Origin of the sequence: Microbispora sp. H11081 (assembly GCF_012999535.1) — a bacterium.
Taxonomy (GTDB): domain Bacteria; phylum Actinomycetota; class Actinomycetes; order Streptosporangiales; family Streptosporangiaceae; genus Microbispora.
Map to the genome: position 1 here is coordinate 25,372 of NZ_JABBWV010000015.1, position 24,380 is coordinate 49,751.

At 72.2% G+C, this 24,380-nt stretch carries 22 protein-coding genes; 12 read left to right on the forward strand and 10 right to left on the reverse strand.

The annotated features are described in order from the left end of the window. The 4 genes from rpsD (at position 1) to truA (ending at position 3,463) form a co-directional block, all read left to right on the forward strand. Positions 1–627, forward strand: a complete 627-nt coding sequence (gene rpsD, locus HHX31_RS28080) for a 30S ribosomal protein S4 (protein WP_030508346.1) — start codon at positions 1–3, stop codon at positions 625–627. 155 nt (positions 628–782) lie between these two features. Continuing rightward, a complete protein-coding gene (locus HHX31_RS28085; RefSeq protein WP_030508347.1) occupies positions 783–1,799 on the forward strand; it encodes a DNA-directed RNA polymerase subunit alpha in 1,017 nt (338 codons plus the stop codon). A 146-nt stretch (positions 1,800–1,945) separates the two neighbouring features. Continuing rightward, a complete protein-coding gene (rplQ, locus tag HHX31_RS28090; protein WP_169951817.1) occupies positions 1,946–2,479 on the forward strand; it encodes a 50S ribosomal protein L17 in 534 nt (177 codons plus the stop codon). 93 nt (positions 2,480–2,572) lie between these two features. Further along, the gene (gene truA, locus HHX31_RS28095; protein WP_169951819.1) at positions 2,573–3,463 is read left to right on the forward strand and encodes a tRNA pseudouridine(38-40) synthase TruA; all 891 of its coding nucleotides are present in this window, start codon (positions 2,573–2,575) and stop codon (positions 3,461–3,463) included. A gap of 20 nt (positions 3,464–3,483) precedes the next feature. Here the strand turns inward: truA and HHX31_RS34760 are convergent, their stop codons facing one another. The 3 genes from HHX31_RS34760 to HHX31_RS28110 all read right to left on the reverse strand — a co-directional run bounded on the left by HHX31_RS34760 (position 3,484) and on the right by HHX31_RS28110 (position 8,946). Continuing rightward, positions 3,484–6,885 (reverse strand): hypothetical protein, encoded by a 3,402-nt coding sequence (locus HHX31_RS34760; RefSeq protein ID WP_169951821.1) that lies wholly within the window; start codon positions 6,883–6,885, stop codon positions 3,484–3,486. A 106-nt stretch (positions 6,886–6,991) separates the two neighbouring features. Further along, on the reverse strand, positions 6,992–8,179 hold the full coding sequence (locus tag HHX31_RS28105; RefSeq protein ID WP_169951823.1) for a hypothetical protein: 1,188 nt from the start codon (positions 8,177–8,179) through the stop codon (positions 6,992–6,994). A 41-nt stretch (positions 8,180–8,220) separates the two neighbouring features. After that, positions 8,221–8,946 carry a CAP domain-containing protein gene (locus HHX31_RS28110; protein ID WP_169951825.1) on the reverse strand — a complete coding sequence of 242 codons (726 nt, stop codon included), beginning with the start codon at positions 8,944–8,946 and terminating at the stop codon, positions 8,221–8,223. A 338-nt stretch (positions 8,947–9,284) separates the two neighbouring features. On the opposite strand from HHX31_RS28110, the gene rplM reads away from it, so the two are divergent. The 5 genes from rplM to HHX31_RS28135 all read left to right on the forward strand — a co-directional run bounded on the left by rplM (position 9,285) and on the right by HHX31_RS28135 (position 15,654). After that, complete coding sequence (rplM, locus tag HHX31_RS28115; protein ID WP_169951827.1) at positions 9,285–9,728, forward strand: 50S ribosomal protein L13; 444 nt, start codon at positions 9,285–9,287, stop codon at positions 9,726–9,728. A gap of 29 nt (positions 9,729–9,757) precedes the next feature. Beyond that, the gene (rpsI, locus tag HHX31_RS28120) at positions 9,758–10,279 is read left to right on the forward strand and encodes a 30S ribosomal protein S9 (protein WP_169951829.1); all 522 of its coding nucleotides are present in this window, start codon (positions 9,758–9,760) and stop codon (positions 10,277–10,279) included. Continuing rightward, positions 10,279–11,664, forward strand: a complete 1,386-nt coding sequence (gene glmM, locus HHX31_RS28125) for a phosphoglucosamine mutase (protein ID WP_169951831.1) — start codon at positions 10,279–10,281, stop codon at positions 11,662–11,664. The genes rpsI and glmM overlap by 1 nt, the downstream gene beginning before the upstream one ends. Positions 11,665–11,770: 106 nt before the next feature. Next, entirely contained in the window at positions 11,771–14,611 is a 2,841-nt protein-coding gene (locus tag HHX31_RS28130; RefSeq protein WP_169951833.1) for a LuxR family transcriptional regulator, read from the forward strand. Between the two features lie 152 nt (positions 14,612–14,763). Beyond that, positions 14,764–15,654, forward strand: coding sequence for an alpha/beta hydrolase family protein (locus HHX31_RS28135; RefSeq protein ID WP_396711897.1), 891 nt, complete (start codon positions 14,764–14,766; stop codon positions 15,652–15,654). A 48-nt stretch (positions 15,655–15,702) separates the two neighbouring features. Here the strand turns inward: HHX31_RS28135 and HHX31_RS28140 are convergent, their stop codons facing one another. The 3 genes from HHX31_RS28140 to HHX31_RS28150 form a co-directional block, all read right to left on the reverse strand. Beyond that, positions 15,703–16,170, reverse strand: a complete 468-nt coding sequence (locus tag HHX31_RS28140) for a hypothetical protein (protein ID WP_169951835.1) — start codon at positions 16,168–16,170, stop codon at positions 15,703–15,705. A gap of 2 nt (positions 16,171–16,172) precedes the next feature. Beyond that, positions 16,173–17,516 (reverse strand): AAA family ATPase, encoded by a 1,344-nt coding sequence (locus HHX31_RS28145; RefSeq protein WP_169951837.1) that lies wholly within the window; start codon positions 17,514–17,516, stop codon positions 16,173–16,175. A gap of 199 nt (positions 17,517–17,715) precedes the next feature. After that, positions 17,716–18,621 carry an AraC family transcriptional regulator gene (locus tag HHX31_RS28150; protein ID WP_169951838.1) on the reverse strand — a complete coding sequence of 302 codons (906 nt, stop codon included), beginning with the start codon at positions 18,619–18,621 and terminating at the stop codon, positions 17,716–17,718. Between the two features lie 144 nt (positions 18,622–18,765). Here HHX31_RS28150 and HHX31_RS28155 point away from each other — a divergent pair, with 144 nt between their 5' ends. The 3 genes from HHX31_RS28155 to HHX31_RS28165 are packed head-to-tail and all read left to right on the forward strand — an operon-like array spanning position 18,766 to position 20,891. Next, on the forward strand, positions 18,766–19,083 hold the full coding sequence (locus HHX31_RS28155; protein WP_169951840.1) for a putative quinol monooxygenase: 318 nt from the start codon (positions 18,766–18,768) through the stop codon (positions 19,081–19,083). Positions 19,084–19,122: 39 nt separating this feature from the next. Next, on the forward strand, positions 19,123–20,103 hold the full coding sequence (locus tag HHX31_RS28160; protein ID WP_169951842.1) for an alpha/beta hydrolase: 981 nt from the start codon (positions 19,123–19,125) through the stop codon (positions 20,101–20,103). Positions 20,104–20,132: 29 nt separating this feature from the next. After that, the gene (locus HHX31_RS28165) at positions 20,133–20,891 is read left to right on the forward strand and encodes an SDR family NAD(P)-dependent oxidoreductase (RefSeq protein ID WP_169951844.1); all 759 of its coding nucleotides are present in this window, start codon (positions 20,133–20,135) and stop codon (positions 20,889–20,891) included. 23 nt (positions 20,892–20,914) lie between these two features. Here the strand turns inward: HHX31_RS28165 and HHX31_RS28170 are convergent, their stop codons facing one another. From HHX31_RS28170 to HHX31_RS28185, 4 genes are read right to left on the reverse strand one after another with little or no spacing between them, the layout of a single operon-like run. Further along, positions 20,915–21,631: an ABC transporter permease gene (locus HHX31_RS28170; RefSeq protein ID WP_169951846.1), complete on the reverse strand. Its 717-nt coding sequence runs from the start codon at positions 21,629–21,631 to the stop codon at positions 20,915–20,917. Further along, positions 21,628–22,581, reverse strand: a complete 954-nt coding sequence (locus HHX31_RS28175; RefSeq protein ID WP_311932275.1) for an ABC transporter ATP-binding protein — start codon at positions 22,579–22,581, stop codon at positions 21,628–21,630. The genes HHX31_RS28170 and HHX31_RS28175 overlap by 4 nt, the downstream gene beginning before the upstream one ends. Beyond that, positions 22,578–23,441 carry an ABC transporter permease subunit gene (locus tag HHX31_RS28180; RefSeq protein ID WP_169951848.1) on the reverse strand — a complete coding sequence of 288 codons (864 nt, stop codon included), beginning with the start codon at positions 23,439–23,441 and terminating at the stop codon, positions 22,578–22,580. Before HHX31_RS28180 ends, HHX31_RS28175 begins: the two co-directional genes overlap by 4 nt. Continuing rightward, positions 23,438–24,364: an ABC transporter ATP-binding protein gene (locus HHX31_RS28185; protein ID WP_169951850.1), complete on the reverse strand. Its 927-nt coding sequence runs from the start codon at positions 24,362–24,364 to the stop codon at positions 23,438–23,440. The genes HHX31_RS28180 and HHX31_RS28185 overlap by 4 nt, the downstream gene beginning before the upstream one ends. Positions 24,365–24,380 lie beyond the last annotated feature (16 nt).

Here is a 24,380-nt window from a genome sequence, read left to right on the forward strand (position 1 = left end):
ATGGCTCGTTACACGGGTCCGGACTGCAAGCTCTGCCGCCGTGAGAAGACCAAGCTCTTCCTCAAGGGCAAGAAGTGCGAGTCCGCCAAGTGCCCCATCGAGATCCGCCCGTACCCGCCGGGTGAGCACGGCCGTGGTCGGCCGAAGGAGTCGGAGTACCAGCTCCAGCTCCGTGAGAAGCAGAAGACCCGCCGGATCTACGGCGTCCTCGAGAAGCAGTTCCACAACTACTACGAGGAAGCCAACCGCAAGGCGGGCAAGACGGGTGAGAACCTCCTCCAGATCCTGGAGAGCCGTCTCGACAACGTGGTCTACCGCGCCGGCTTCGCCGAGTCGCGTGACGCGGCCCGCCAGCAGGTGCGCCACGGCCACTTCCTCGTGAACGGCAAGAAGGTCGACATCCCGTCGTACCGCGTGCGCGAGCACGACATCATCGAGGTCCGCGAGAAGTCGCGCAACCTCCTCCCGTACGAGGTGGCCCGCGCGACCGCCGGCGACAAGACGGTTCCGGCCTGGCTGGGCGTCTCCGCCGACAACATGCGCATCCTCGTGCACCAGCTCCCGGTCCGCCAGCAGATCGACACGCTGGTCCAGGAGCAGCTGATCGTCGAGCTCTACTCCAAGTAGTAGGGTCCCGGCATTTAGTGACGCCGTACGGCCGGTACACTCCCGGCCGTACGGCATCATGGTTGTAGGCGAGCGGCGTCAAATAGCGGGCGTCGCCGTGACACAGGGGCCTCCCCTCCGCAGTGACGGGGTCGTCCCGGATCCAGGAGATCCTGATGCTCATCGCACAGCGCCCGAGCCTCCAGGAGGAGTCGCTCGAGGAGCACCGGTCCCGGTTCATCATCGAGCCGCTCGAGCCGGGCTTCGGCTACACCATCGGCAACTCTCTGCGGCGCACGCTGCTGTCCTCCATCCCGGGGGCGGCGGTCACCAGCATCCGCATCGAGGGCGTGCTCCACGAGTTCTCGACCGTGCCCGGGGTCAAGGAAGACGTCACCGACATCATCCTGAACCTCAAGTCGCTGGTCGTCTCCTCCGAGCACGACGAGCCCGTGGTCATGTACCTGCGCAAGCAGGGCCCCGGTGAGGTCACCGCCGCCGACATCGCGCCTCCGGCCGGTGTCGAGGTGCACAACCCGGACCTTCACATCGCCACGCTGAACGGCAAGGCGAAGCTGGAGATGGAGCTGACCGTCGAGCGCGGCCGCGGTTACGTATCCGCCGCGCAGAACAAGCAGCCGGGCCAGGAGATCGGGCGGATTCCGATCGACTCGATCTACTCCCCGGTGCTCAAGGTCACCTACAAGGTCGAGGCCACCCGTGTCGAGCAGCGCACGGACTTCGACCGCCTCATCCTCGACGTCGAGACCAAGCCGTCCATGAAGCCCCGCGACGCGGTGGCCTCGGCCGGCAAGACCCTGGTCGAGCTGTTCGGCCTGGCCCGCGAGCTCAACGTCGAGGCCGAGGGCATCGACATCGGCCCGTCGCCGACGGACGCGGCTCTCGCGGCCGACCTGGCGCTGCCGATCGAGGAGCTCAACCTCACCGTCCGTTCGTACAACTGCCTCAAGCGCGAGGGCATCCACACCGTGGGTGAGCTCGTCGCCCGCAGCGAGCAGGACCTGCTGGACATCCGCAACTTCGGCGCCAAGTCGATCGAAGAGGTCAAGCAGAAGCTGCACGAGATGGGCCTGGCTCTCAAGGACTCCCCGCCCGGGTTCGACCCCTCCGCCGTCGCCGGCGGCGGGTACGACGACGAGGACGGCGGGTTCATCGAGACCGAGCAGTACTGATCGCCCGTCTTCGAGCGACGCACCACCGTCTCATGCCGCCCTCCTGGGCGGCATGAGACGGCGATGACAAGTCACGACCGGTACGCCGGTCGGCCCGACCCCGGTACCTGACACGGCCGGAGCGGGTTATCCATGAGGAGCATCACATGCCCAAGCCCACCAAGGGCGCCCGCTTCGGCGGCAGCCCGGCCCACGAGCGCCTGATTCTGTCGAACCTCGCCACCGCGCTCTTCCAGAACGGCCGGATCACCACCACCGAGGCCAAGGCCAGGCGGCTCCGCCCGCTCGCGGAGAAGCTGATCACCAAGGCGAAGAAGGGCGACATCCACAACCGTCGCCAGGTGCTGACGGTCGTCCGCGACAAGGGCGTCGTCCACCACCTCTTCACCGAGATCGCCCCGACGTACGCCGAGCGTCCCGGTGGCTACACCCGGATCACCAAGCTCGGCCCGCGCAAGGGCGACGCCGCCCCCATGGCGGTCATCGAGCTCGTGACCGAGCAGCTGAACCCGGTCAGGGTCTCCTCCCGCACGGCCGCGGCCGAGCCCGCCGCCGAGGCCGCTCCGGCCCCCGCGGAGGCCGAGGAGACGCGTCCGGCGGACAGCGAGGCCGCCGAGAGCACCACCGCCGAGGCCCCCGAGGCCGCCCCGGCGGAGGGCGAGAAGAAGGACCAGGCCTGATCTCAGGCTGTGTGAGCGGGCTCAGCTTCCCTTCCCGGGACGCTGGGCCCGCTCTTTTTCTGTGCACCGTACGAGCACCGTACGAGGGATGGCGTGACGCGAGAACTGCGGTTAAGGCTGGACTTGGGGTACGACGGGACCGACTTCTCCGGCTGGGCGCGCCAGCCGGGGCTCCGGACCGTGCAGGGGGAGATCGAGGACGCGCTCGGCCGGATCCTGCGCCTGGACGCGCCGCCGTCGCTGACGGTCGCGGGCCGCACGGACGCGGGAGTCCACGCGAGGGGGCAGGTGGCGCACGCCGACCTGCCGCCCGCCGCCCTGGCCGCCGTGGCCGCGCGGCGCGCCCCCGTCCCGGCGGAGCCGGAGGAGGCGTGGGAGGAGCACGGCGCTGAGTGGCTCGCTGCGCTGACGAGGCGGCTGGCAGGCGTCCTGCCCCCGGATGTGCGGGTGCACGCCGTCAGCGTGGCCCCAGAGGGCTTCGACGCCCGGTTCTCCGCGCTGTCGCGGCGGTACGGCTACCGGGTCGGGGACGCCCCCGGGGGCGTCGACCCGCTGAGGCGGCGCGAGGTGCTGTGGTACGCCCGTCCGCTGGACGTGGACCTGCTCAACGAGGCCGCCGCCCTGCTGCTCGGCGAGCACGACTTCGCCGCCTTCTGCCGCAGGCGTGAGGGCGCGACGACGATCCGCGAACTGCAGCGGCTCGACTGGGTCAGGGGCGAGGACGGGATCCTCCTCGCGACGGTGGTCGCCGACGCGTTCTGCCACTCCATGGTCCGTGCGCTGGTCGGGTCGCTGCTCACCGTGGGCGAGGGCAGGCGGCCCGTCACGTGGCCTGGGGAGGTGCTGGCGAGAGCCGTACGGGACTCGGGCGTGCACGTCGCGCCCGCGCACGGCCTCACGCTGGAGGAGGTGCGCTATCCCGAGCCAGGGGAACTGGCGCGGCGGGCCGCCGCGACCCGCCGCGTGCGCACGCTGAGAGCCTGACGCTCGTCAGCTGTTCGTCGTCAGCGGCTCGCCCGCTTCTCGATCACCTTCGCCGTGTTGTCGCGGAAGGCGCCGCTGACCGGTCCGAGGTTCTTGTCCTCCGCCTCCGGCGTGTGCCCGTCGGCGTAGGTGGCGTAGCTGAACACGATGTAGCGGCCCCACACCATGCCCGCGGCGTAGCCGCCGGAGATCGAGACCTTGTCGCCGCCGCTCTTCTTGTCGCCGTCGAGGCCGCGGAACCAGACGTTCGTGCCGAGGTTCTTCGTCTGGTCCACGGCGAGCGCCTCGGTCTTGCCGGGAAGCACTGCGATGCCCGTGGTCACGGCGTACTGACGCTTGCCGTCGACGTACGTCGCCCTGAGCACCCTGCGGCACTGCTGCTCGGTGAGGGCCTGCGCGAACGCGCCCGCCGCGGCCTTCTCGCAGTCGTCGGTCACGTCGACCTTGACGCGGCGGTACGTCCGCCCGGCCAGCGTCACCTTCTCGTCGGGGAACGCCTCGTCCGGCTTGAGGGTCTTGGGGTCGGTCTGCTCAGAGTCGAGGATCACGGAGGCGGTCGTGGAGGTCGGCTGCGGCTCCTGGGAGGCGGGCGGCGGGGCGGAGGCCCCCGGAGTGGGGGCGGCCTGACCGCCGGTTTCACCGGTGTACGCGAAGTAGGCGGCGGTGCCGATCACCCCCACGACGACCGCCGCGCCGGCGGCCATCAGGATGCGCCTGACCTTCCCGCCCGCAGGGGGAGTCCCGGTGGGGCCGAGGGTCGCGGGGAGGTTGCCACCGCCGGGGGTGGAGGGATCCGGCCCGAATCCGGGCGGAGGCGCCGGCTTGCCCGCCTTGGCGGGTGTCACCGGCGTGAACGCGAACGGAGTCTCGTCGGTCGGCTGCGAGGGCGAACCGGTCGTGGGAGAGGTTGTCGCCATCTGTCCTTGTGTGGTGGTGGGGGAGCCCGCCCCGTCGGCGCCGTCGCTCGCGGACGGTGCGCCGGGTGTGTGCGGGGGCGGCGTGTCGGATGACGCCGCGCCCGCGGGCACGGCCGCCACGGCGGATGGCGGAACATCCGCCGTGGGCTCCTCGGACGGTGTCCCCGGCGGCGCCGTGGCCGCTGTCGCGGACGGTGCGCCGGGTGTGGGCGGGGGCGGCAGCGGCTGCGTCGCCCTTTCGGGGGACGCGGGCTGCGGTTCGCCGTGTGCCGTGCCCGGTTCGGGGTCGCCGGGACGGCGGTTGGGTTCGTGCGGAGCGCCGGGCGCCTGGAACCCTTCGGCCGGCGTCGTCGCATGGGCGATGTCGCTCGCGAAGTCGGCGTGCGGTCCGGCGGGGCCCTGCGGGAGGGGGTACGGCGGGCCGCTTCCCTCGGGGACCTCCCGTGGCGGGTCGCCGGGCGCACCCGTTCCTTGGGCCTCCTGGGTCGTCCACTCCGTGGGAGCGGCGAGCGGCTCCCCGCCCTGCCGCGCGTACGGGTGGGGGTCGCCGGAGGCGCCCGGGTGGTCGGAGGCGCCGGGGTGGTTCGAGGCGCCGGGGTGCGCGGAAGGGTCGGTGCGCCCAGGGTCGCCGGGGTGTCCGGGGTCGCCGGGGTGTCCGGTGGTTTGGCCGTGCTCGCCCTGGTAGGCGTACGCCGGGGGCCAGGAGGTGCCCGCGGGCAGTTCACCCTGCGGGTGCGGCTCACCCGGGAGCCGGGGAGGCCATACGGCGATGTCGCCGGGCTCCCCGGGCCGGATCTGCTCCGGCGAGGCGGCTTCGTGGTCGTGCGTCCGCTGCTGGCCGCCAAGGGGCTGAGGCCCCGGCGGCAGCGCCTGCGGCATGTCCGCGGGCGGATATCCCTGCGGGGTCTGGGGCCACGCCTCCCCGCCGTACGGCTGCCCGCCGGCCGGTGGGGGCCCCCACGCGGGGAACGACGGCACGCCGGGCGGGGCGGGCTGGGGGCCCCCGGCGTTCTGCTGATGAGGGACGTAGGGCCCCGGTGCCGGAGGCCCACCGGGCTGCCAGCCGGATCCTGGGTCCTGCCACGGCTGCCCCGGGGACGCGTCGTGGGGCGGCACGGCGCCGGGGTGTCCGTGGGGTCCGGCGTCGTACGGCGAGGGGGCCGCGCCGAAGGCGCCGGGAGCGGCAGGTTCACCGGGCGGCGGGGGCGACCACGTCGTGGGGCCGGCGCCACCCGGCGCGGGCGGCGGGGGACCCTGCTGCCACTGCGGCTCGTTGCCCGCGTAGGGCCACGCGTTCACACCTGGCTGCGGACCAGGCTGCGGGCCTGGCTGCGGGCCTGGCTGCGGGCCGGGTTCGCCGCCGGGGGCTGGCCACGGGGGAGGCTCCTGCTGCCAGTGCTGGGGAGCCGGACCCTGCTGGGGAGCCGGACCCGCGTGCGGCTCCCAGGAGGGGCCTCCAGGGCCGGGCGGCGGCTGCCATGGCTGCGCACCCGCGCCGGGCGGGGGCGGCTCCCAGGCCGGGTTCACCTCGTCAGCCGGGGGCTGCCAGGCGTGCGGCCCCAAGCCGTAGGCGGGCTGCTGCGGCGGGGGCGGCGGCGGGTTCTGCGGGTACGCGGGGCCGCCCGCGCTCTGGCCGGGCTGCCAGGACGGCGACCCGGGCTGCCAGGCCGGCTGGCCTGGGTGCCCTGAGTGGGATTGTTGGCCCGGCGGGTGCTCCCATCGGGGGACATTCGGATCAGGCTGGGGCTGCCAGTGGGGTCCGGCGGGGGCGGGCGGCTGCCACGCGGGCGGGCCGTACCCCGGTGGCCGCTGGTCGCCCTGACCGGCCGGAGGCTGCCACGTGTGGATCCCCTGGCTCTCCTGAGGCGGCCCGGAGTGCGGTCCCGCGCCGTACGCGGGTTGCGGCGGCACGGGGCCGGGATGCGTCTCGCCGTATGCGGGCTGTGCCGGCACGGGGCCAGGTGCCTCGCCGTACGCGGGTTGCGGCGGCACGGCGCCGGGCTGTGCCTCACCGGGCGCGGGCGAGCCGAGGCCTTCGTCGCCGGGCGGACGCGGCGCGGGAAGGGCCCCGGCGTTCCCCGGAGCCCCGGCGTTCCCCGGAGCCCCGGTGTTCCCCGGCGAGCCGATGCCGGCCGGTGACCCGGTGTCCCCCGGGGCGCCGGAGGAGGGCGGCGGGGGACCGTACGCGGGAACGGCCCGGAACCTGTTGGTGCTCTCCGGGTCCTCGGCGGCCGGTTCCGGCCCCCCGAGGCCGCCGGGCGGCCCATACCTGGTGGGGTAGGCAACGGCGGGCGGCATGGGCGTGGGCCCGTGCGCCGCGCCGGCGGCGTCGGGGGCCCAGGCCGTGCCGTCGTCCACGGGCGGCTGCCCGTACCCGGGCGCCGGGGTCTGCCCGAAGCTCGGGGGTGGCGTCGGGGGTGTCGCCGCCGAGCCCTCGGCGTCCGCCTCGCGGGCGGTCCACGCCGTTTCGTGTTCGTGCTCGGAGCCGGAATCCTTGCCACGCATAGCCCGAAGCGTAACGGCGTGGGCGCGATCGGCGTGCCCCTATGGGCGTTTCGGTCCGTGCCGCCCCAGGTCGCCCAGCGGCTCCCACCTCAGCGAACGCCCGGCCTCACCTGGGGCCACCGTTCAGCGATCGGGTGTCGAGGGCAGGGAAAACAGTCGCGTCGGTGACGTCCACCGCGGCCTGGTAGAGCCGCTTCTGCTCGGTCTTGGTCGGTTTATGGCCGTCCTTGAACTGGAACCACAGCAGCAGCGCGTAGTGGCCGTGGGTCCAGCCGCCCGCGTATGCCTCGCCAGTGCCGAGGTGCTTGCTGGCCTCGTCCTTGCCCGGCAGCGGCTTGAGGTAGTCCTTGCGCTCGCCGCCGCCTCCGGCGGAGGCGACCAGCTTCGCCGCGGCGGAGGTCCGCAGGTTGGCGACGCCCACGGTGCCGATGATCGTGCCCTTGGAGTCCGCGAAGCTCGCCCGCAGGAGTTGCGTGCATCCGCCCGCCTTGAGCGCCTTCGTGATCTTGTCGCCGGTGACGCCGTCGGCGCACTTCTTCTCCCTGCGCACGACCGTGCGGACGTACGACCGCTTGTCCTTGACGAACTTGCGCTGGGGGAACAGCTCCCCGAGGGTGAGCGGCTTCTTGTCGGTCGTCCTGGAGCCCGTGTAGCCGTACTTGCCGGTCGGGCCCGCGGGGACGAGCGGCGTGGGCCGGGCGGTGGGCGTGGGAGCCGCGACCTGCGGCTTCTCGTTGCTCGCGGCGTACCACAGACCGGTCAGCAGCGCCCCGATCATGCCAAGCAGGACGAGGCCGAGCGCCCAGGGGCGACGCCACAGAGGGGGTTTCGCGTAGGGATCCCACACGGGCTCCGGCGGCAGGGGCGCCCGCGGCGCCGACGATTGCCGGCGAGCGTCCCAGTCACCGCCCGGCTGAACGCCCGGCTGGCCGCCCTGGTGACCGCCGGGCGGGGGCGCGAAGGGGCCGCCGGGGGCAGGCGGGGGTTCCTCCGCGCGGAGCGGGCTCTCCTGTCCGTACGGCCCCTGCCCGCCGTAGGGCGGCTGCTCGGCGTACGGCGGCTGCTCGGGCCGGTAGGGCTGGTAGGGGGCCTGCTCTCGTTCGTACGGCGATCGCTCGCGGGCGTACGGCGACTGCTCACGCTGGTAGGGCGGCTGGCCCCCGCCGTGCGGGGACGCGTCGCGACGGGCGGCGAGAGGCGAGTCGCCCTCGCCCGAGTACGGCGGCAGGTCCCGTCTGCGGGGGTCGGGCGGCTGGTGCGGCGGAGGTGGTTGCTGGTCGCCGGGGTAACCCATGGCGCTGAGATTAGTCGGCGATTCGGACAGACGACGAAGGGTCAGGAATACCCGAAGTCCTCCGTCCACCACGGGCCGCCCTCACCCATGCTCACGCCGACCCCGGTCGCGACCAGGCGGCAGTTGAGCAGCGTGGCGCGGTCGCTCCGCCCGGCCATCCAGCCGCGTACGACCTCCGTCGCGGTCTGGTAGCCCCGCGCGATCGTCTCGGCTCCGCCCTCGGAGTAGCCCGCCGCGCCCATGCGGTCCCAGGGGGTGGCGCCCCCGGGCGAGTTGTGCCGGAACAGCCCGCTCGACGCCATCTCCGCGGAGTGCGCGCGGGCGGACTCCACGAGGCGGGGGTCCACCCGCAGGGGCCTGCACCCGCGCTTGCGGCGCTCGACGTTGACAAGGCGCACGACCTCGGCCTCCATCGAGGCGGCCCGCCTGGCGTCGGCGTCGTTCGCGCCGTCGCCTCCGTTCGCTCCCGGGGTGAGGACGGAGTACGGCGATCCGCCGCCGGAGCCGTCGATCACGTTGGAAGGCGGCTGTTCGCCCCGCGTCTTGCGCTGCGGCTGCTCCGCGGGGGCGACCGGAGTCACGGTGCGCAGGACGTGGTCGAGGGTGGGCCGGTCGCGGGGCGTCGCGCCCCGCGCGCTCGCGACGGGCGAAGGGGAGTGCTCCGAGTTACGGAGATAGAGGTCGTCGACCACGCTCGACCTGGCGCTCATCCGGCCGATCACGACGCCGGTGAGCAGAATCGCCACGGCGCACGCCAGCAGACCCATCAGCGGCCCCCGCCGGGGAGCACGGAAGGTGTGATTTTTGTGAGGGGTCTGCGACATAGCGCAGTCAAATATATGGATCTGGGTCGTGGGGAAGAAGGGGCTATTGGGTACTGATTTGATGAGCGTTCAAATGTGTCGTTCCAACCGCGCGTACTCTCCCGCTGTTTTGACCGGGCGACGCGGGGTCGGTAGTCTGCTAGTTCGTTGTGTGTGGATCGGTCTGCCCGCAGACCGGTGCACGGCGCGTCCGGCGTCTTCTCCCGTACATGTGGAGACGGAGGTTGTCGCCGTGCCTGCGCAACCTACCGAGAGTTCACATTCCGACAGAAGGCACTGCCGTGCGCACGTTCTCACCGAAGCCCAACGACGTCGAACGTCAGTGGTACGTCATCGACGCGACCGATGTCGTGCTCGGCCGGCTGGCCAGTCAGGTGGCTACCCTGCTCCGCGGGAAGCACAAGCCGATCTTCGCTCCGCATGTCGACACGGGTGACTTCGTCATCGTCGTCAACGCCGAGAAGATCGCCCTGAGCGGCAACAAGCTCCAGCAGAAGAAGGCCTACCGCCACTCGGGTTACCCTGGTGGTCTGCGCGCCATCAGCTACGGCGAGCTCATGGAGAAGCGTCCCGACCGTGCCGTGGAGAAGGCCGTCCGGGGCATGCTTCCCAAGAACGCTCTCGGCCGCAAGATGGCCAAGAAGCTCAAGGTCTACGCCGGTGCCGAGCACCCGCACCAGGCCCAGCAGCCGGTGCCCTTCCAGATCACGCAGATCGCCCAGTAATCGCGAGCCAGGAAAGTTAGAGGAGAACCGTGGCCGAGACCACCGGTATCGAGACGCTCGTCGAGGGCGAGCCGGAAGAGTACACCGCGGAGGAGTTCCCCTCCGAGTACACCACCGAGTCGGCTCCCGCCGGTGACGGCGTCGTCCGCAAGCCCGTCACCACGGGCAACTCGTACGGCACGGGCCGCCGCAAGGAGGCCATCGCCCGGGTCCGCATCGTGCCTGGCACCGGTAAGTGGACGATCAACGGCCGCTCGCTGGACAACTACTTCCCGAACAAGGTCCACCAGCAGCTGATCAACGAGCCGTTCGTCGTGCTCGGCGCCGAGGACGCGTTCGACGTCATCGCGCGCATCGACGGCGGCGGCGTGACCGGCCAGGCCGGCGCGCTGCGCATGGGCCTGTCCCGCGCGCTCGCCCTGCTGGACGCCGAGGTGAACCGCCCGCCGCTGAAGAAGGCCGGCTTCCTCACCCGTGACGCCCGCGCCACGGAGCGGAAGAAGTACGGCCTCAAGAAGGCCCGCAAGGCTCCTCAGTACAGCAAGCGTTAATGTCGGAGGAACCCGCAGGCGCCTCCTCACGGGGGCGCCTCTTCGGCACGGACGGGGTACGCGGGGTCGCCGGGCGCGACCTGACGGCGGAGCTGGCCATGGACCTGTCCGTGGCCGCCGCGCACGTCCTCGGCGATGCCGGGGCGTTCCACGCCAGCGTCGGGCGGCGTGGCCGTCCGATGGCCGTCGTGGGCAGGGACCCGCGGGCCTCGGGTGAGTTCCTGGAGGCCGCGGTGGTCGCGGGCCTCGCGTCGTCGGGCGTGGACGTCCTGCGGCTCGGGGTGCTGCCCACTCCCGCGGTGGCGTACCTGACCAACGCGCTGGGAGCCGACCTCGGCGTCATGCTCTCCGCGTCGCACAACCCCGCGCCCGACAACGGCATCAAGTTCTTCACCCGCGGCGGCTACAAGCTGCCCGACTCTGTGGAGAACGAGATCGAGCAGCGGCTCGGGGAGAAGTGGGACCGGCCGGTCGGCGCGTTCGTCGGCCGGGTCAGGGAGGCGTACGGCGAGGCCGACCGGTACGTCTCACACCTGCTGACCACGCTGCCCCACGGCCTCGACGGGCTGCGCGTCGTCGTCGACTGCGCGCACGGCGCCGCGCACATGGTCGCTCCGGAGGCGCTGCTGCGCGCCGGCGCGGTCGTGGACACCATCGGTGCCGCCCCTGACGGGCTCAACATCAACGACGGCGTGGGGTCGACCCACCTGGCCCTCCTGAGGGAGGCCGTCGCCGCGCGCGGGGCCGACCTCGGCATCGCCTACGACGGCGACGCCGACCGCTGCCTCGCGGTCACCGGCGCGGGCGAGGAGATCGACGGCGACCAGATCATGGCGATCCTGGCCCTGTCGATGCACGCCGACGGCCGGCTCGCCAAGGACACCGTCGTGGCGACGGTGATGTCCAACCTCGGCTTCAAGATCGCCATGAAGGAGGCCGGCCTGTCCGTGGTGGAGACCGCGGTCGGCGACCGGTACGTCCTGGAGGCGATGCAGGACGGCGGCTACAACCTGGGCGGCGAGCAATCCGGCCACGTGATCATGCTCGATCACGCCACGACCGGCGACGGCCTGCTCACCTCGCTGCACCTTATGGCCGAGGTGGCCCGGCAGGGCCGCTCCCTCTCCGACCTCGCCTCCGTGATGACGAAGCTGCCGCAGGTGCTCGTCAACGTCCGGGACGTGGCGAAGTCGAAGGCGTCCGCGCCCGAACTGCGGGCGGCGGTGGCCGGGGCCGAGGCGGAGCTCGGGGCGACCGGCCGCGTGCTGATCCGGCCGAGCGGGACCGAGCCCATGATCCGGGTCATGGTCGAGGCCGAGTCGCACGACCAGGCCAAGTTGGTGGCGGACCGCCTCGCGCAGGTCGTCCGCACGGTCTGCGTCTGACGCTCCACGCGTCACCACTCCTGAGAACCCCGCCGGGCGTCCGCCCGGCGGGGTTCTCTTATTGGAAGCACTACTCAATTGCGTAATGCGGGCGTAACACTGATGTATGTCGTATTTGACCGGTGTGCGGTCGGATCCCGTAAGGGGCCGTGAAAAGGAGTCGGACGCGCTCCGCGCGCTGATGGAGCGGGCCAGGACCGGTGCGGGCGGCTGCCTGCTCCTCCTCGGCGGGCCGGGCGCGGGCAAGACCACGCTGCTCGACCTCGCCGCCGCGCACGCGGACACGGGCCTCCCCGCCGAGCACGCGGCCAACGGCCTTCCGGACAGGCACGCGGCCCCCGGCGTCCCCGGCGGGCCGGAATTCCTCGTGCTCCGCGCCCGGGGCGTCAGAGCCGAGACCCACCTGCCGTACGCCGGGCTGCACGCGTTGCTCGGCCCGATCGCCGACCGGCTGGAGGACCAGGCGGACGACGACACGCGGGTGCTCGCCGAGGCGCTGCGTACCGGCGTGGGCGGGGGCGGCCTGGCGCTGCCCGCCGCGCTGCTGCGGCTCCTGCGGGCCGCCGGGCGTCCCGTGCTGGTCTGCGCCGACGACCTCCAGTGGCTCGACGCCCCGAGCCGGGAGGCGATCTGCTTCGTGGCCCGCAGGGTGGCGACGATCCCCGTCGCCGTGCTGCTGGCCACCTCGGAGCCCGGCGCCGCGCCCGGCGACCTGCCGCCACTGCCGCTCGGCCCGCTCGACGAGAGGGCGTCGCGGCAGGTGCTCGACGACCTCATCCCCGAAGGCCTCCCCGCGGACCTGCGTACGGCACTGGTGCGGACGGCGGGGGGCAACCCGCTCGCGCTGGCGGAACTCGCGGGCTCGCTGACCGGCGAGCACCGTGCCGGTGCGGCGCCACCGCCCGAGACGCCGCCGCGTGGCGGCCGGCTGTGGCGGGCGTACGCCGACCGGCTCCGCGGCCTGCCCGCCGACACGGCGGAACTCGTCCTGCTGATCGCGGCCGATCCCGGCATCGACGCGGTCACGCTGACACGAGCGGCGGAGGCGCGGTCCGGGCTCGCGGCCCTGGAGGCCGCGGAGGCCGCGGGCGTCGTCGTCGAGTCGCCGGACGGCGGCTTCGACCTGGCCGACCCGCTCCTGCGCCACGTGGCCTACGCCGAGGCGTCCCTCGCCCGGCGGCGGGCCGCCCACCGCCTGCTCGCGGGACTCCTCGACGACGCCTCCGGCGGGGAGCGCCCGCATCTGCGGCGGGCGTGGCACCGCGCCGCCGCCCTCGACGGCACCGCGGGCGAGCTGGCCGAGGACCTCGTGCGGGCGCTCGCCGCTGTGCCGAAGGCGGCGACGGCGGCCTTCCCCGAGCCGTTCCGCGTCCTCGAACGGGCGGCCGAGCTCACCGGGCACGGCGAGCTCAAGGCCGCACGGCTGGCGGCCGCCGCTCAGCACGCGTGGCAGGCGGGCCGGCCGCAGCGGGCGAGGTCGCTGCTGTCCAGGATCGACGCGCTCACGGCCGGCGCCGAGGTGCGCGGCAGGGCCGAGCTGCTCAGGGGCAGCCTGGAGCTGCGGGCCGGCAAGACCGACAGCGCCTGCGACACGCTGCTCGCCGCCGCGGAGCGGCTGCTCGGCACCGACCGCGAGCAGGCCGTACGCGCGCTGGTCCGGGCGGGTGAGGCGAGCTACCTGGCGGGCGACAACCGGCGGTTCCTGACGATCGCGCGGCGGGCCGAGACGCTGCGGCGGCCCGGCGACGACCACGTCACCGCCATGGCGCTGGAGTATCTCGGGGGCATGGCCGCGACGTTCCGTGGCCGCCACCGTGAGGCGACCGAGTCGCTGCGGCGCGTCGCCGCCGGGGTGACGGCGCACTCCCTGGCACGCAGCCCCTCGGCGCTCGTGTGGGGCGGCGTGGCGAACCTCCTGCTCGGCAACGGCGCCGCCGCGCTCACCCTGACCACCCGGGCGGTGGAGGTCGCGCGCGCCAACGGCGCGGTCGCCAGGATGCCGCAGATGCTGGAGATCCTCATCCAGGCCCAGCAGTGGATGGGGCGTTACGACGCGGTGGCGGCCAACGCCACGGACGGCCTGCGCCTGGCGCAGGAGACGGGCCGCGCCGTCAGCGGCGCGCAGCACCTGGCCTGGCTCGCCTTCACCGCCGCCGTCGAAGGCGACGAGGAGACCTGCGCCCTGCGGGCGGCACGTGCCGTCGAACTGGCCGCCGCCCACGGCGTCAGCGTGGCCGAGGCGGTCGGCACGCTCGCCCTCGCCCATCTGGACGTCGCGGCCAACCGCCACGCCGACGCCGTGAACCGCCTGCGCGCGGTGGCCCGTACGGGAGACCCCCTCGTCGTACGGGTGATGGCGACGCCGCTGCTCGTCGAGAGCGCCGTACGGACGGGGGACGTCGCGCAGGCGCGGGACGCGCTGGTCGTGCTGGAACGCTGGGCGGACAGCACCCGTGACCCCGACAGGCTGGCGCTGGCGGCCCGGTGCCACGCGCTGCTCGCGCCCCCGGACGAGGCCGGGGAGCGTTTCACCCAGGCACTGGAACTGCACCGGCAGGGGTCGTGCGCGTTCGAGACCGCGCGCACGCGGCTGTTGTACGGCGGCATGCTCAGGCGGTCGCGCCGCCCCGGCGTGGCCCGTGAGCACCTGCACGGCGCGCTGGAGATGTTCGAGCGGTACGGCGCGCGCCTGTGGAGCGCGCACGCCCGCGCGGAACTTCGGGCGGCGGGGGAGTCGGTGCGACCCTCGGGCTCCCGGTCGGAGGCCGGCCGGTTGCTGACGGCGCAGCAGTTCCAGATCGCCGGCCTGGTGGCGGAGGGGGCGACGAACCGTGAGGTGGCGGCCCGGCTGTTCATCAGCCCGCGCACGGTGGAGCACCACCTGAGGAACATCTTCGCCAGGCTCGGGGTGCGCTCCCGGGTCGAACTGGCCCGCCTGCTGTCGTGAGACCGGTGGGTGCGGGCCGGTAGTTCGGGGCGGCCGGTGATTTCACCGATGCGCGTGGGGGGCCGGCGGCGCGACAGTGACGGCGGTCAACCCGTTCGAGGGAACCGGCCCGCGTGCCCGTTCCCACTCCTACCCCCAGGGAGTGCACCGACGTGCCGACACACCCCCCGACCCCGCTTCCGCGCCGCCTGTGCTCCGCGGTCACGACGCTGACGCTCGTCGTGCTGCTCGCGCTGGCCGGCGGTCTCCTCACCGCTCCCGCCGCCCACGCCGCCGTCCACGGCCCCGACCCGACGGACGCGCTCCTCGAAGCGTCGCGCGGGCCGTACGCGACCTCGCAGACCGACGTGTCGTCGTTGTCCGTGAGCGGCTTCGGCGGCGGGACCATCTACTACCCGACCACCACGTCAGAGGGGGCCTTCGGCGGCGTGGCCGTCGCCCCCGGCTACACGGCCGACAAGTCCAGCATGGCCTGGCTGGCGGCCCGGCTCGCCTCGCACGGCTTCGTGGTCTTCAACATCGACACGCTGACGCGGCTCGACCAGCCCGACAGCCGTGGCCGGCAGTTGCTGGCCGCGCTCGACTACCTGACCCAGCGCAGCTCGGTCCGCGCCCGGGTGGACGCGACCAGGCTGGGCGTCATGGGCCACTCGATGGGCGGCGGCGGCACGCTGGAGGCCGTCGCCGCCCGGCCGTCCCTGCGCGCCGCGGTCCCGCTGACGCCGTGGAACCTCGACAAGACCTGGCCGGGCGTCCAGACACCCACCCTGATCATCGGCGCGGACGCCGACACCATCGCGCCGGTGGCCACCCACTCGCTGCCGTTCTACACCAGCCTGCCCTCGTCGCTCGACAAGGCGTACCTGGAGCTGAACAACGCGACCCACTTCGCGCCCAACGTGTCCAACACCACCATCGGCAAGTACTCCGTGGCGTGGATCAAGCGGTTCGTCGACGACGACACCCGCTATGACCGCTTCCTCTGCCCCGGCCCCGGCAGCAGCCTGACCGTCGACCAGTACCGCAGCACCTGCCCGTTCTGACCCACCTCACGACGGCGGCCGCCCCTCCCGGCGGCCGCCGTCCCGAGATCATTCGTGCGCTTTGAGCTGTCCGTCCAGCGTCCATATGCCTACGTCGACGCCGACCACGCGTCGCCTGTACATCTCCCGCTCGGTCAGGATGCACAGGTCGCCGAGGCCGAGCCCGCTCATCGCGTGGTCCGCCAGCCCGATCCCCGTTCCGCCGCCTCCGAGGAGTTCGCGTAAGAACGGCTCGCCCCACTCGACCGTGTGCAGCACCCAGGGGGCTTCACCCCTGATGACCAGATCGAGGAGCGCATGGAGCTTCTCCGCTCGATCCCGCCGGTCGTGTCCGTTACCGAGTTGCGCGATGTGGTTGCCGGTCTCGATGACCGCGGTGACGGGCAGGATGAGATCGCACTGGCGTCGCTTCAGCCGCAGCTCCTCAACGGTCCTCCGCTGGTGCTGGTTCTTGCCCGGCACGTCGAGGAGGTTGCAGAGAATCGACGTGTCCACGAACTCCACACGGCGAGCCATGATCACCCGATCCCCATGAGGCGGTCGAACTCGGAGAAGTCGCTGTGCCGCTCCTCGCTCAGCAGATTCGCGGTCACGACGGACCCTAGATCGCCCTGCGCCATCAGCCGGGGATATCCGTCCAGCTCGGGTAGCGGAGTGAGCGTCGACTCCTGCGTTTCCGGGTCCCGTGAACAGACGACGACCGACTTGTGGTCCTCGGCGGACAGCCCCGACAGCAGTGCGGGGCTGTGGGTGGTGAACAGCACCTGAGCTCCGTCGTCCTTGACTGCCCTGCGTACGAGTTCGAGGGCTTTGCCCGCCTGTGAGGGATGCAGGCCGTTCTCCAGCTCCTCGATCACGACGGTCACGGGCCGTTCGTGGTCCGGCATGCCGCCCAGATCCACGTCCCGGCCACGAGTGATCAGGGTCGTCGCGATGGCCATGAAGCGCAGGAGACCGTCGCTCATCTCACGGGCGGGAGTGATGGCCCGGCCCTCGCGCAGCGCGAGCATGACGTCGTTCAGCTCGGACCGGACAATCTCGATGCCCGTCACCTCGTGTTCCACGAGATCGCGGGCGAGTTGGACCAACTGGGCGAACTGATCAGGATCACGCTCCGCCATCTGGCCGATGACGGCCGAGAGATTCTCGCCGGTGCGCCGCAGCCGCACGTCACGCCCCGGTACGTACTGCCGCATGAGATGGGGGACGGGATCGAGATGGAAGACGCCCTGAAGGGCTTCCAGCATGTCCTCGGCTGCTTGGACTACATGTCGTTCTGTTTCGGTGTCCTGGGCCAGCCGGAGCGGAAGCTGCGCCGTGAGCAGCCGGGTCGCACGGAAGGGCGCAACGCGGCCACGCCCCCGGGTTCCCCGGTACCACGTGGCGTCGATGCTCCCACTTCCCGGTTCCGGGTCACGGGTCGTCAGTAGTTTGTGCCAGATTCTGGAGGAAGGGTCCTTCGTGTTACGCGCTCTGCCGGACACGCCCGTCAGCGTCTCGCTGACGATCTCAGGTTCCGGTCGCACCCGCACGGTGACGTCGAGATCGATGAGTGCGTAGCCGCTGCCGGCCCGATCGAGCGACGCGACCGTGCAGCCAAGTCGGAAGCGGTCGGTTCCGTGCGGGGGGCAGCCCTCGATTCCTCCTCGAAGCGGTCCCTCGTCCCCGCGGCGGCTGTCGAGCGCCTCCAGGAGGTCAGCGCCCGTCGCCAGCCGGGAAAGCACCTCCAGCCCGTCGAGGGCGTTGGACTTGCCGCTGCTGTTGCGCCCGATGAGCACGGTCATGCCGTCCAGCCGCATCGCCGAAGCATCGCGGAAGGACTTGAACTCGGTGAGGCGAAGCTGCGCCAGGCGCGGTCTCATGTGTCCCACCGTAGCGACTCCATAGGACGTCAGAGAGCGCGTCGGTGCCCACACCCGGCCCTTCGCCGAGCTCGGCGGGTTGTCGCTCGCGGAGATGTCCTCGGTGGCGTTGACCTCTGGGAAGGTCCGGAATCTCGCCCGGAAACGCCTGGCGTGCGTCCTCGATCAGGTTGGCGAGAGGTGCTCCCGCAACGGCTGCTCAGGGGCGTACGCCTGCGGGGTCGCGGACGTCGCGGCGCAGGCGGGCGGCGTCCTGGCTGGGAGGCGAGCCGAACTGGCGGCGATACTCCCTGCTGAACTGTGACGGGTTGTCATAGCCCACGCGCTGCCCGACCCCGGTGACGTCACCCGGGTGGGTGGTGAGTAGCAGCCGGGCCTCCTGCAGCCGGATCTGCTTCTGGAACTGGATGGGGCTCATCGCGGTCACCGCGTGGAAGTTGCGGTAGAAGGCGGAGACGCTCATGCCGGACAGCCGTGCCACCTCCTCGACCCGGAAGGGCCGCGCGTAGTGCTCGCGGATCCAGCTCACGGCGCGGGAGATGTGGCTGAGACCGCTGTCGGCGAGGCCGAGTTGGCGCACCGTCGCGCCCTGCTCGCCGGTGATCAGGCGCCACAGGATCTCGCGCTTGACCAGCGGGGCAAGCACGGCCCGGTCGCGGGGCTCGTCGAGCAGGCGCAGCAGCCGGACCACCGCGTCGAGCAACGGAGCCGGAGCGTCGCTGACGGCGATCCCCGGCGCCGCGCCGCCACCGCTGGAGGGAGCGTCGCCGGGGGCGGCCCGCAGCAGCAGTTCGGCGACGGCGGACGGTTCCAGGACGAGACCGAAGCCCAGCGCGGGCCGCTCGGGGTCCGCCTGGGTGAACTGCCCGGTGACCGGCAGGTCGACCGAGGCGATCAGGTACTGCCCGGCGCCGTACTCGAAGATCCGGTCGCCGAGCGCGAGCCGTTTGGCGCCCTGGGCGATGACCGCCAGCACGGTGCCGGACATCGAGGGCGCCGGCGGGTCCGACCGGTCGACCTTCGAGACGAGGACGCCGTCGATCGGGGTGGTCCCGTCGGGCCTGGCATGCCGGGCCAGCAGGGTGCGGAGCTCTTCGAGGCACATGCGGCCATTGCAGCACGATTCCGCGCCTGGCTCTCGCAGACGAGAGGATCGTGCAAGCACCCAGGAGCATCGTTCTAACGTTTCCGCAGGTCATCCCGATTGAATGGAATCACGTCATTCCACTACCGAAGGAGAGACCCTGCCATGACCGTCGGCTACGGCTTCGCCGCCACCCTGACCGCCAAGCCCGGAATGGGCGACCGGCTGGTCGACGCGCTGCTGACCGGCCTCGACGAGGGGAGCCCCGGCGCGAGCGAGCACTGCGCCGTCTACCTGGTCTCCCGTTCCGCCTCCGACCCCGACGTCGTCCACGTCATCGAGGGCTGGACGACCGAGGAGGACCACCACCGGATCTTCGCCGGTCAGGCCGCCCAGGACATCGTGGCCCGGATCGGCGGACTGCTGGCCAAGGAGTCCGAGTACGCCGACTACGTCCCGGTGCGCGGCAAGGCCGCCTTCTGACCCCGCCCGCCGACCCCTCTCTTGCGAAAGGCAGTGACCATGACCCCCGTACGACCCGACCTGGACCCCGAGCTGCGTGAACTGCTGGCCGACATGCCCCTCATGTCCCAGCTCAACCCGGAAGTGCTCACGCAACTGCGCCGACTTCCGTCGGCACCCGTAGACGCCCTCCTCGCGCACCGGGAGGTCGACCGACGCGAGGTCACCGTGCCCGCCACGGACGGCGCCCCGATCCCCCTGTCGGTCTTCGCCCCCGCGAACGCCGCCCGCGCCACCGCCGCGCCCTGCGTCTACTGGATGCACGGCGGCGGAATGGTCATGGGCGACCGCTTCTCGCAGATCGACATCCCGCTGGAGTGGCTCGACAGGTTCGGCGCGGTCGTCGTCTCCGTGGACTACCGGCTCGCTCCGGAGGCCACCGGCACCGCCCTGGTGGACGACTGCTACCAGGGCCTGCTCTGGATCGCCGAGCACTCCGCCGAGCTCGGCGTCGACCCCGCCCGGGTCGTCGTCGCGGGCGCCAGCGCGGGCGGCGGCCTCGCCGCCGGAGTCACCCTGCTGGCCCGCGACCGCGGCACGCCGCCGATCGCCGCGCAGATGCTGATCTGCCCCATGCTCGACCACCGCAACACCACCACGTCGAGCCGCCAGTTCTCCGGCGGGCCCGGCGTCTGGACCCGCGAGATGAACGAGTTCGGCTGGCGCTCGGTCCTCGGCGGCCTCACCGGCGACGAGGTGCCCCCGTACGTCTCGCCCGCGCTGGCGGACGACCTGTCGGGCCTGCCGGCCACGTACATCGACACCGGCTCGGCCGAGGTCTTCCGCGACGAGGACGCCGACTACGCCACCCGCATCTGGGCGGCCGGCGGCCAGGCCGAGCTGCACGTCTGGGCGGGCGGCTTCCACGGGTTCGACGCCCTGTATCCGCAGGCCCGGATCTCGGCCACCGCGCGCAGGACCCGTACGGACTGGCTCGCCCGGGTGCTGTCCCCGGAGCCCGCCGCCGAGCCCACTCGCTGACACCCACGACCACACCACAGGAGATGAGCATGAAGGTCGCCATCGTCACGGGCGCCAGTTCCGGCATCGGCCGGAGCGCCGCCATCGAGATCGCCAAACGCGGAACCGGAGTCATCCTGACCTACGGCGGCAACTCGCGGGGAGGGCTGGAGACGGTCGCCGCGATCGAGAAGGAGGGCGGCACCGCCGTCGCACTGCCGCTGGACGTCGGCGAGACCGGCACCTTCGCGGCCTTCCGCGACACGGTGGCCGACGTGCTGCGCGACATGTGGCAGCGCGACACCTTCGACTACCTGGTGAACAACGCCGGAGCCTCGTCGGCGTCGTTGATCGAGGACACGACCGAGGAGACGTTCGACAGGCTCATGCGGGTCCTGCTCAAGGGGCCGTACTTCCTCACGCAGAGGCTGCTGCCCCTGATGGCGGACGGCGGGGCCATCGTCAACACGAGCAGCAGTTCGGTGGCGAAGGCCGGGCTGGAGCCCGGCTACTCGGCCTACGCGTCGATGAAGGGCGGCCTGGTCGTGCTGACCCGATACATGGCCAAGGAGTTCAGCGCGCGGGGCATCCGCGTCAACGCCGTCTCACCGGGCCCGACCCGCACCCGGCTCGGTGACGACGCCTTCACCAGGTTCCCCGAGGTCGTCCCCGCTCTTGCCGCGAAGACCGCGCTCGGCCGGGTGGGCGAACCCGGCGACATTGGCGCGGTGATCGCCACGCTGGTGTCCGACGAGAGCCGTTGGGTCACCGCTCAGGACATCGAGGTGTCGGGCGGCTTCAACCTCTAGGACCTTCGTGGCCGGGCGGAGAGCTATTCGTCGCCGGTCAGGGAGAGGGAGCGCAGGCGCTGGCCGGTCCAGACGACGGCGCCGACCGTGACGATGACCATCGCCGGCACGGCGAAGCCGAGCGTCACCTCGCTGGAGAAGAAGGGCGAGGAGGAGACCTGGTCGGCGAGCGACTGGGCCCACTGCTGGATGGAGAACTTGCGCGCGCCGGGCACGTAACCGCCGACCACGCCCTCCCACACGAGTGCGTAGATGACGCCGACCGCGACCGCGTGGCGGGTGAGCACGCCCAGCAGCAGGAACACCGCAGCGTAGGCGATGCCGCCGAACAGCGCCCCGAGGGTGAACCCGGTGGCGACGCCCGACTCCGAGCCGGTCAGGAGATAGGCGGCGGCGTAGGTCGAGACGGCCGCGAACACCGCGACGAGCGAGGCGGCGACCACGAACTTCGTCACCGCGATCACCGGGCGGGAGATCGGCTTGGACAGCAGGTGGATGATCGTGCCGTCCTCGATCTCCGGGGCGACGACGCCCGTCCCGGCGATCAGTCCCAGCAGCGGCAGCATCGTGCCGATGGCGAAGCTCTTCATCAGGGTCACGGCCGTCTGCTCGTCGTGGCCGTTGATCAGCCTGAGCAGCGCCGCGAGCACGACCAGTGCCACCGGCAGCAGCACCAGCAGCCAGATCCGCTTGCGGCCGAGCATGGCCCGGTAGGTGATGTCGGCCACCACCGTGTTCATCGCGTGCTCCCTGAGATGAGGTAGGAGAAGACGCTTTCCAGGTCCTCGTCGGTTGGGGAGACCTGCCACAGGTGTACAGCGAGGTCGCGTGCCATCCGGGGCAGCAGCGCGGTGAAGCGCGCGTAGTCGGTGACCTGGACCTCGACGCCCTGCTCGGTCAGCGTGACCGCGCTGGAGGCGGGGTCGGCGATGAGGGCGGCGGCCAGGCGCCGGTCGTCGCTCGACCTGACCCGGAACAGGTGCGGCCGGTTGGCCATGCGGCGCCTGATCTCGCGGTAGTCGCCCGACGCGGCGTGCCGCCCGGCGACCAGGACCTCGATGTGGTGGGCGACCCGCTCGACCTCTTCGAGGATGTGCGAGCTGAACAGGATGGTCCTGCCCTCCTCGCCCATGCGCCGGACGAGGTCCATGAGGTGGAGCCGCTGCCGGGGGTCCATGCCGTTGAACGGCTCGTCCAGGAGCAGCACTTGCGGGTCGTGGACGAGGGCGGCGGCGACCTTCACCCGCTGCCGCATGCCCTTCGAGTAGGTCTCGACGCGGCGGCCGGAGGCGTCCGTCATCTCCACCAGGTCGAGGGCCCGCTTGGCCGCTTCGGCGGGCGAGGGGAGGCCGTGCAGCCGGGCGGACGAGAGCACGAACTGCCATCCGGTGAGGAAGCCGTACACGGCCTCCTTCTCGGGGACCAGCCCGATCTGCCGGTAGATGTCGTGGTTGTGCCAGATCTGCCGGCCGTCGAGGGTCGCGGTGCCGCTGGACGGCGCGAGGAACCCCGCCATCATGTGCAGCAGCGTCGACTTGCCCGCGCCGTTCGGCCCGAGCAGGCCGGTGACGCCGGGACCGATCGTCATCGTGACGTCGTTGACCGCCACGACGTTGCCGTACCAGCGGGAGACCTGGGCGAGTTCGAGCACGCCCTGGCGGGTGGTCACGGGGGGACTCGTGGTGGTCACGACGCCGCCTTCCGGTAGCGCAGGAGGACGCCCGTCACGGCCAGGGCGATCACGGCCAGCAGGATCAGGCACGCGGCGATGCCGGGCGGATACCCCTCGTCGTTGATCGGCGCGGTGCCGAACAGCGCCGACTGGACGGTGTCGACGAGGAAGAACGGGTTGAGGATCAGGGCCCAGGGAGCCACGTCGTCCCGGCCGGTCGAGGAGAGCACGGCGTAGAAGAGCGTGGAGACCGCGGCGGTGAACATGTAGAACGCGATCACCACCGCGACGCCGAGCCCGCGGCGCGGGGTGAACGACGCGAGGGCGATGCCCACGGAGGACAGCAGCACCGCGTAGAGGACCGCGCCGCCCAGCGCGCCGAGGTAGTCGGCGGTGTGCGGCGGTCCAGGCAGGTCCACCAGCAGTTCGCCGACGAACTGGATCGTGATCGGCACGGCCAGCAGGCCGAACAGCGCGACCGCGAGCGCGGCCAGCTTCGCCACGACGTAGTCGGTCACGGTGAGCGGCCGGGACAGGTAGAGCGGCAGCACGCGGAAGCGCAGATCCGGCGCGACCAGGTACGGCGACTGGGCGGCCAGGAAGACCGCGATCACGGCCTGCATGAAGACGGCGTATCCCGGATAGGGCATGATGAACTGCTTCGCGAGCGCCATCACGCCGATCGACACGACGGTCGGCATCAGCATGATCGCCATCAGCAGCAGCGGCATGATCTTCGCGCGGGTCGTGCGGCCGAACCCGAAGACGCCGCGCAGGCTCTGCACCCCGAGGGCGAGCGTCGCCCTGCCGCGCCCCAGCCGTACGCCGTCGTAGTGGCGGTATCCGATGTCGTGGATGACCGCGGTCGGCTCTGTCATGCCACCGGCTCCTTGAAGACGTCTTCGATGCGGCCCCGGCGCTGCTCCAGCCGCAGAAGGCTCAGGCCGAGGTCGCAGACCGCGTCGCGTACGGCGTCGTGCGTGCGGCCGGGGTCGTCGGCGGACACCTGGACCGTCAGCAGCCTGCCCTGCGCGGCGACGGTCTCGCCGAGGGCGGCGAGGCGCTCGGCCAGGCGCCGCTGTCCCTCCTCGACCTCCACCGCGATGGTCTGCTCGGCCCGGGTGAACTCCCGGATGGCCGACGAGCGCAGCAGCCGTCCGCCGTCGATGACGATGACGTGGTCGCACACCCGCTCGAGCTCGCCGAGCAGGTGGGAGGTGACCAGCACGTCGATGCCGAACTCGGTGCCGACACGCCGGATCAGCGCGAGCATGTCGTCGCGGCCCTGCGGGTCGAGCCCGTTGGTGGGCTCGTCGAGGAAGACCAGTCGTGGGTCGTGTACGAGGGCCTGGGCGAGCTTGACCCGCTGCCGCATGCCCGTGGAGTAGCCGCCCATCGGGCGGTAACGCTCCTCGTCGAGCCCCACGTGACGGAGGGTGTCGGCGGCGCGCTCGCGGGCGGCCGTACGCGGCAGCCCGGACATCTGGGCCATGTGCACCACGAACTCGGTGGCGGAGATGTCCGGGGGCAGGCAGTCGTGCTCGGGCATGTAGCCGACGGCCCGCCGGATCTCCAGGCCCTGGGTGGCCGTGTCGAGGCCGAGCACCGAGGCGCGCCCGGAGGTCGGCGGGAGCAGGCCGAGCAGGATCTTGATCAGCGTCGACTTGCCCGCGCCGTTGGCGCCCACGAGGCCGGTCACGCCGGTTCCGGCGGCGACCGTGAGGTCGTCGAGCGCCGTGACGCGGGGGAAGCGCTTGGTCAGCCCCTCGGTCGCGAAGCATGGGGTCGCGCTCGCAGTCATGATTCGACCCTAGTGG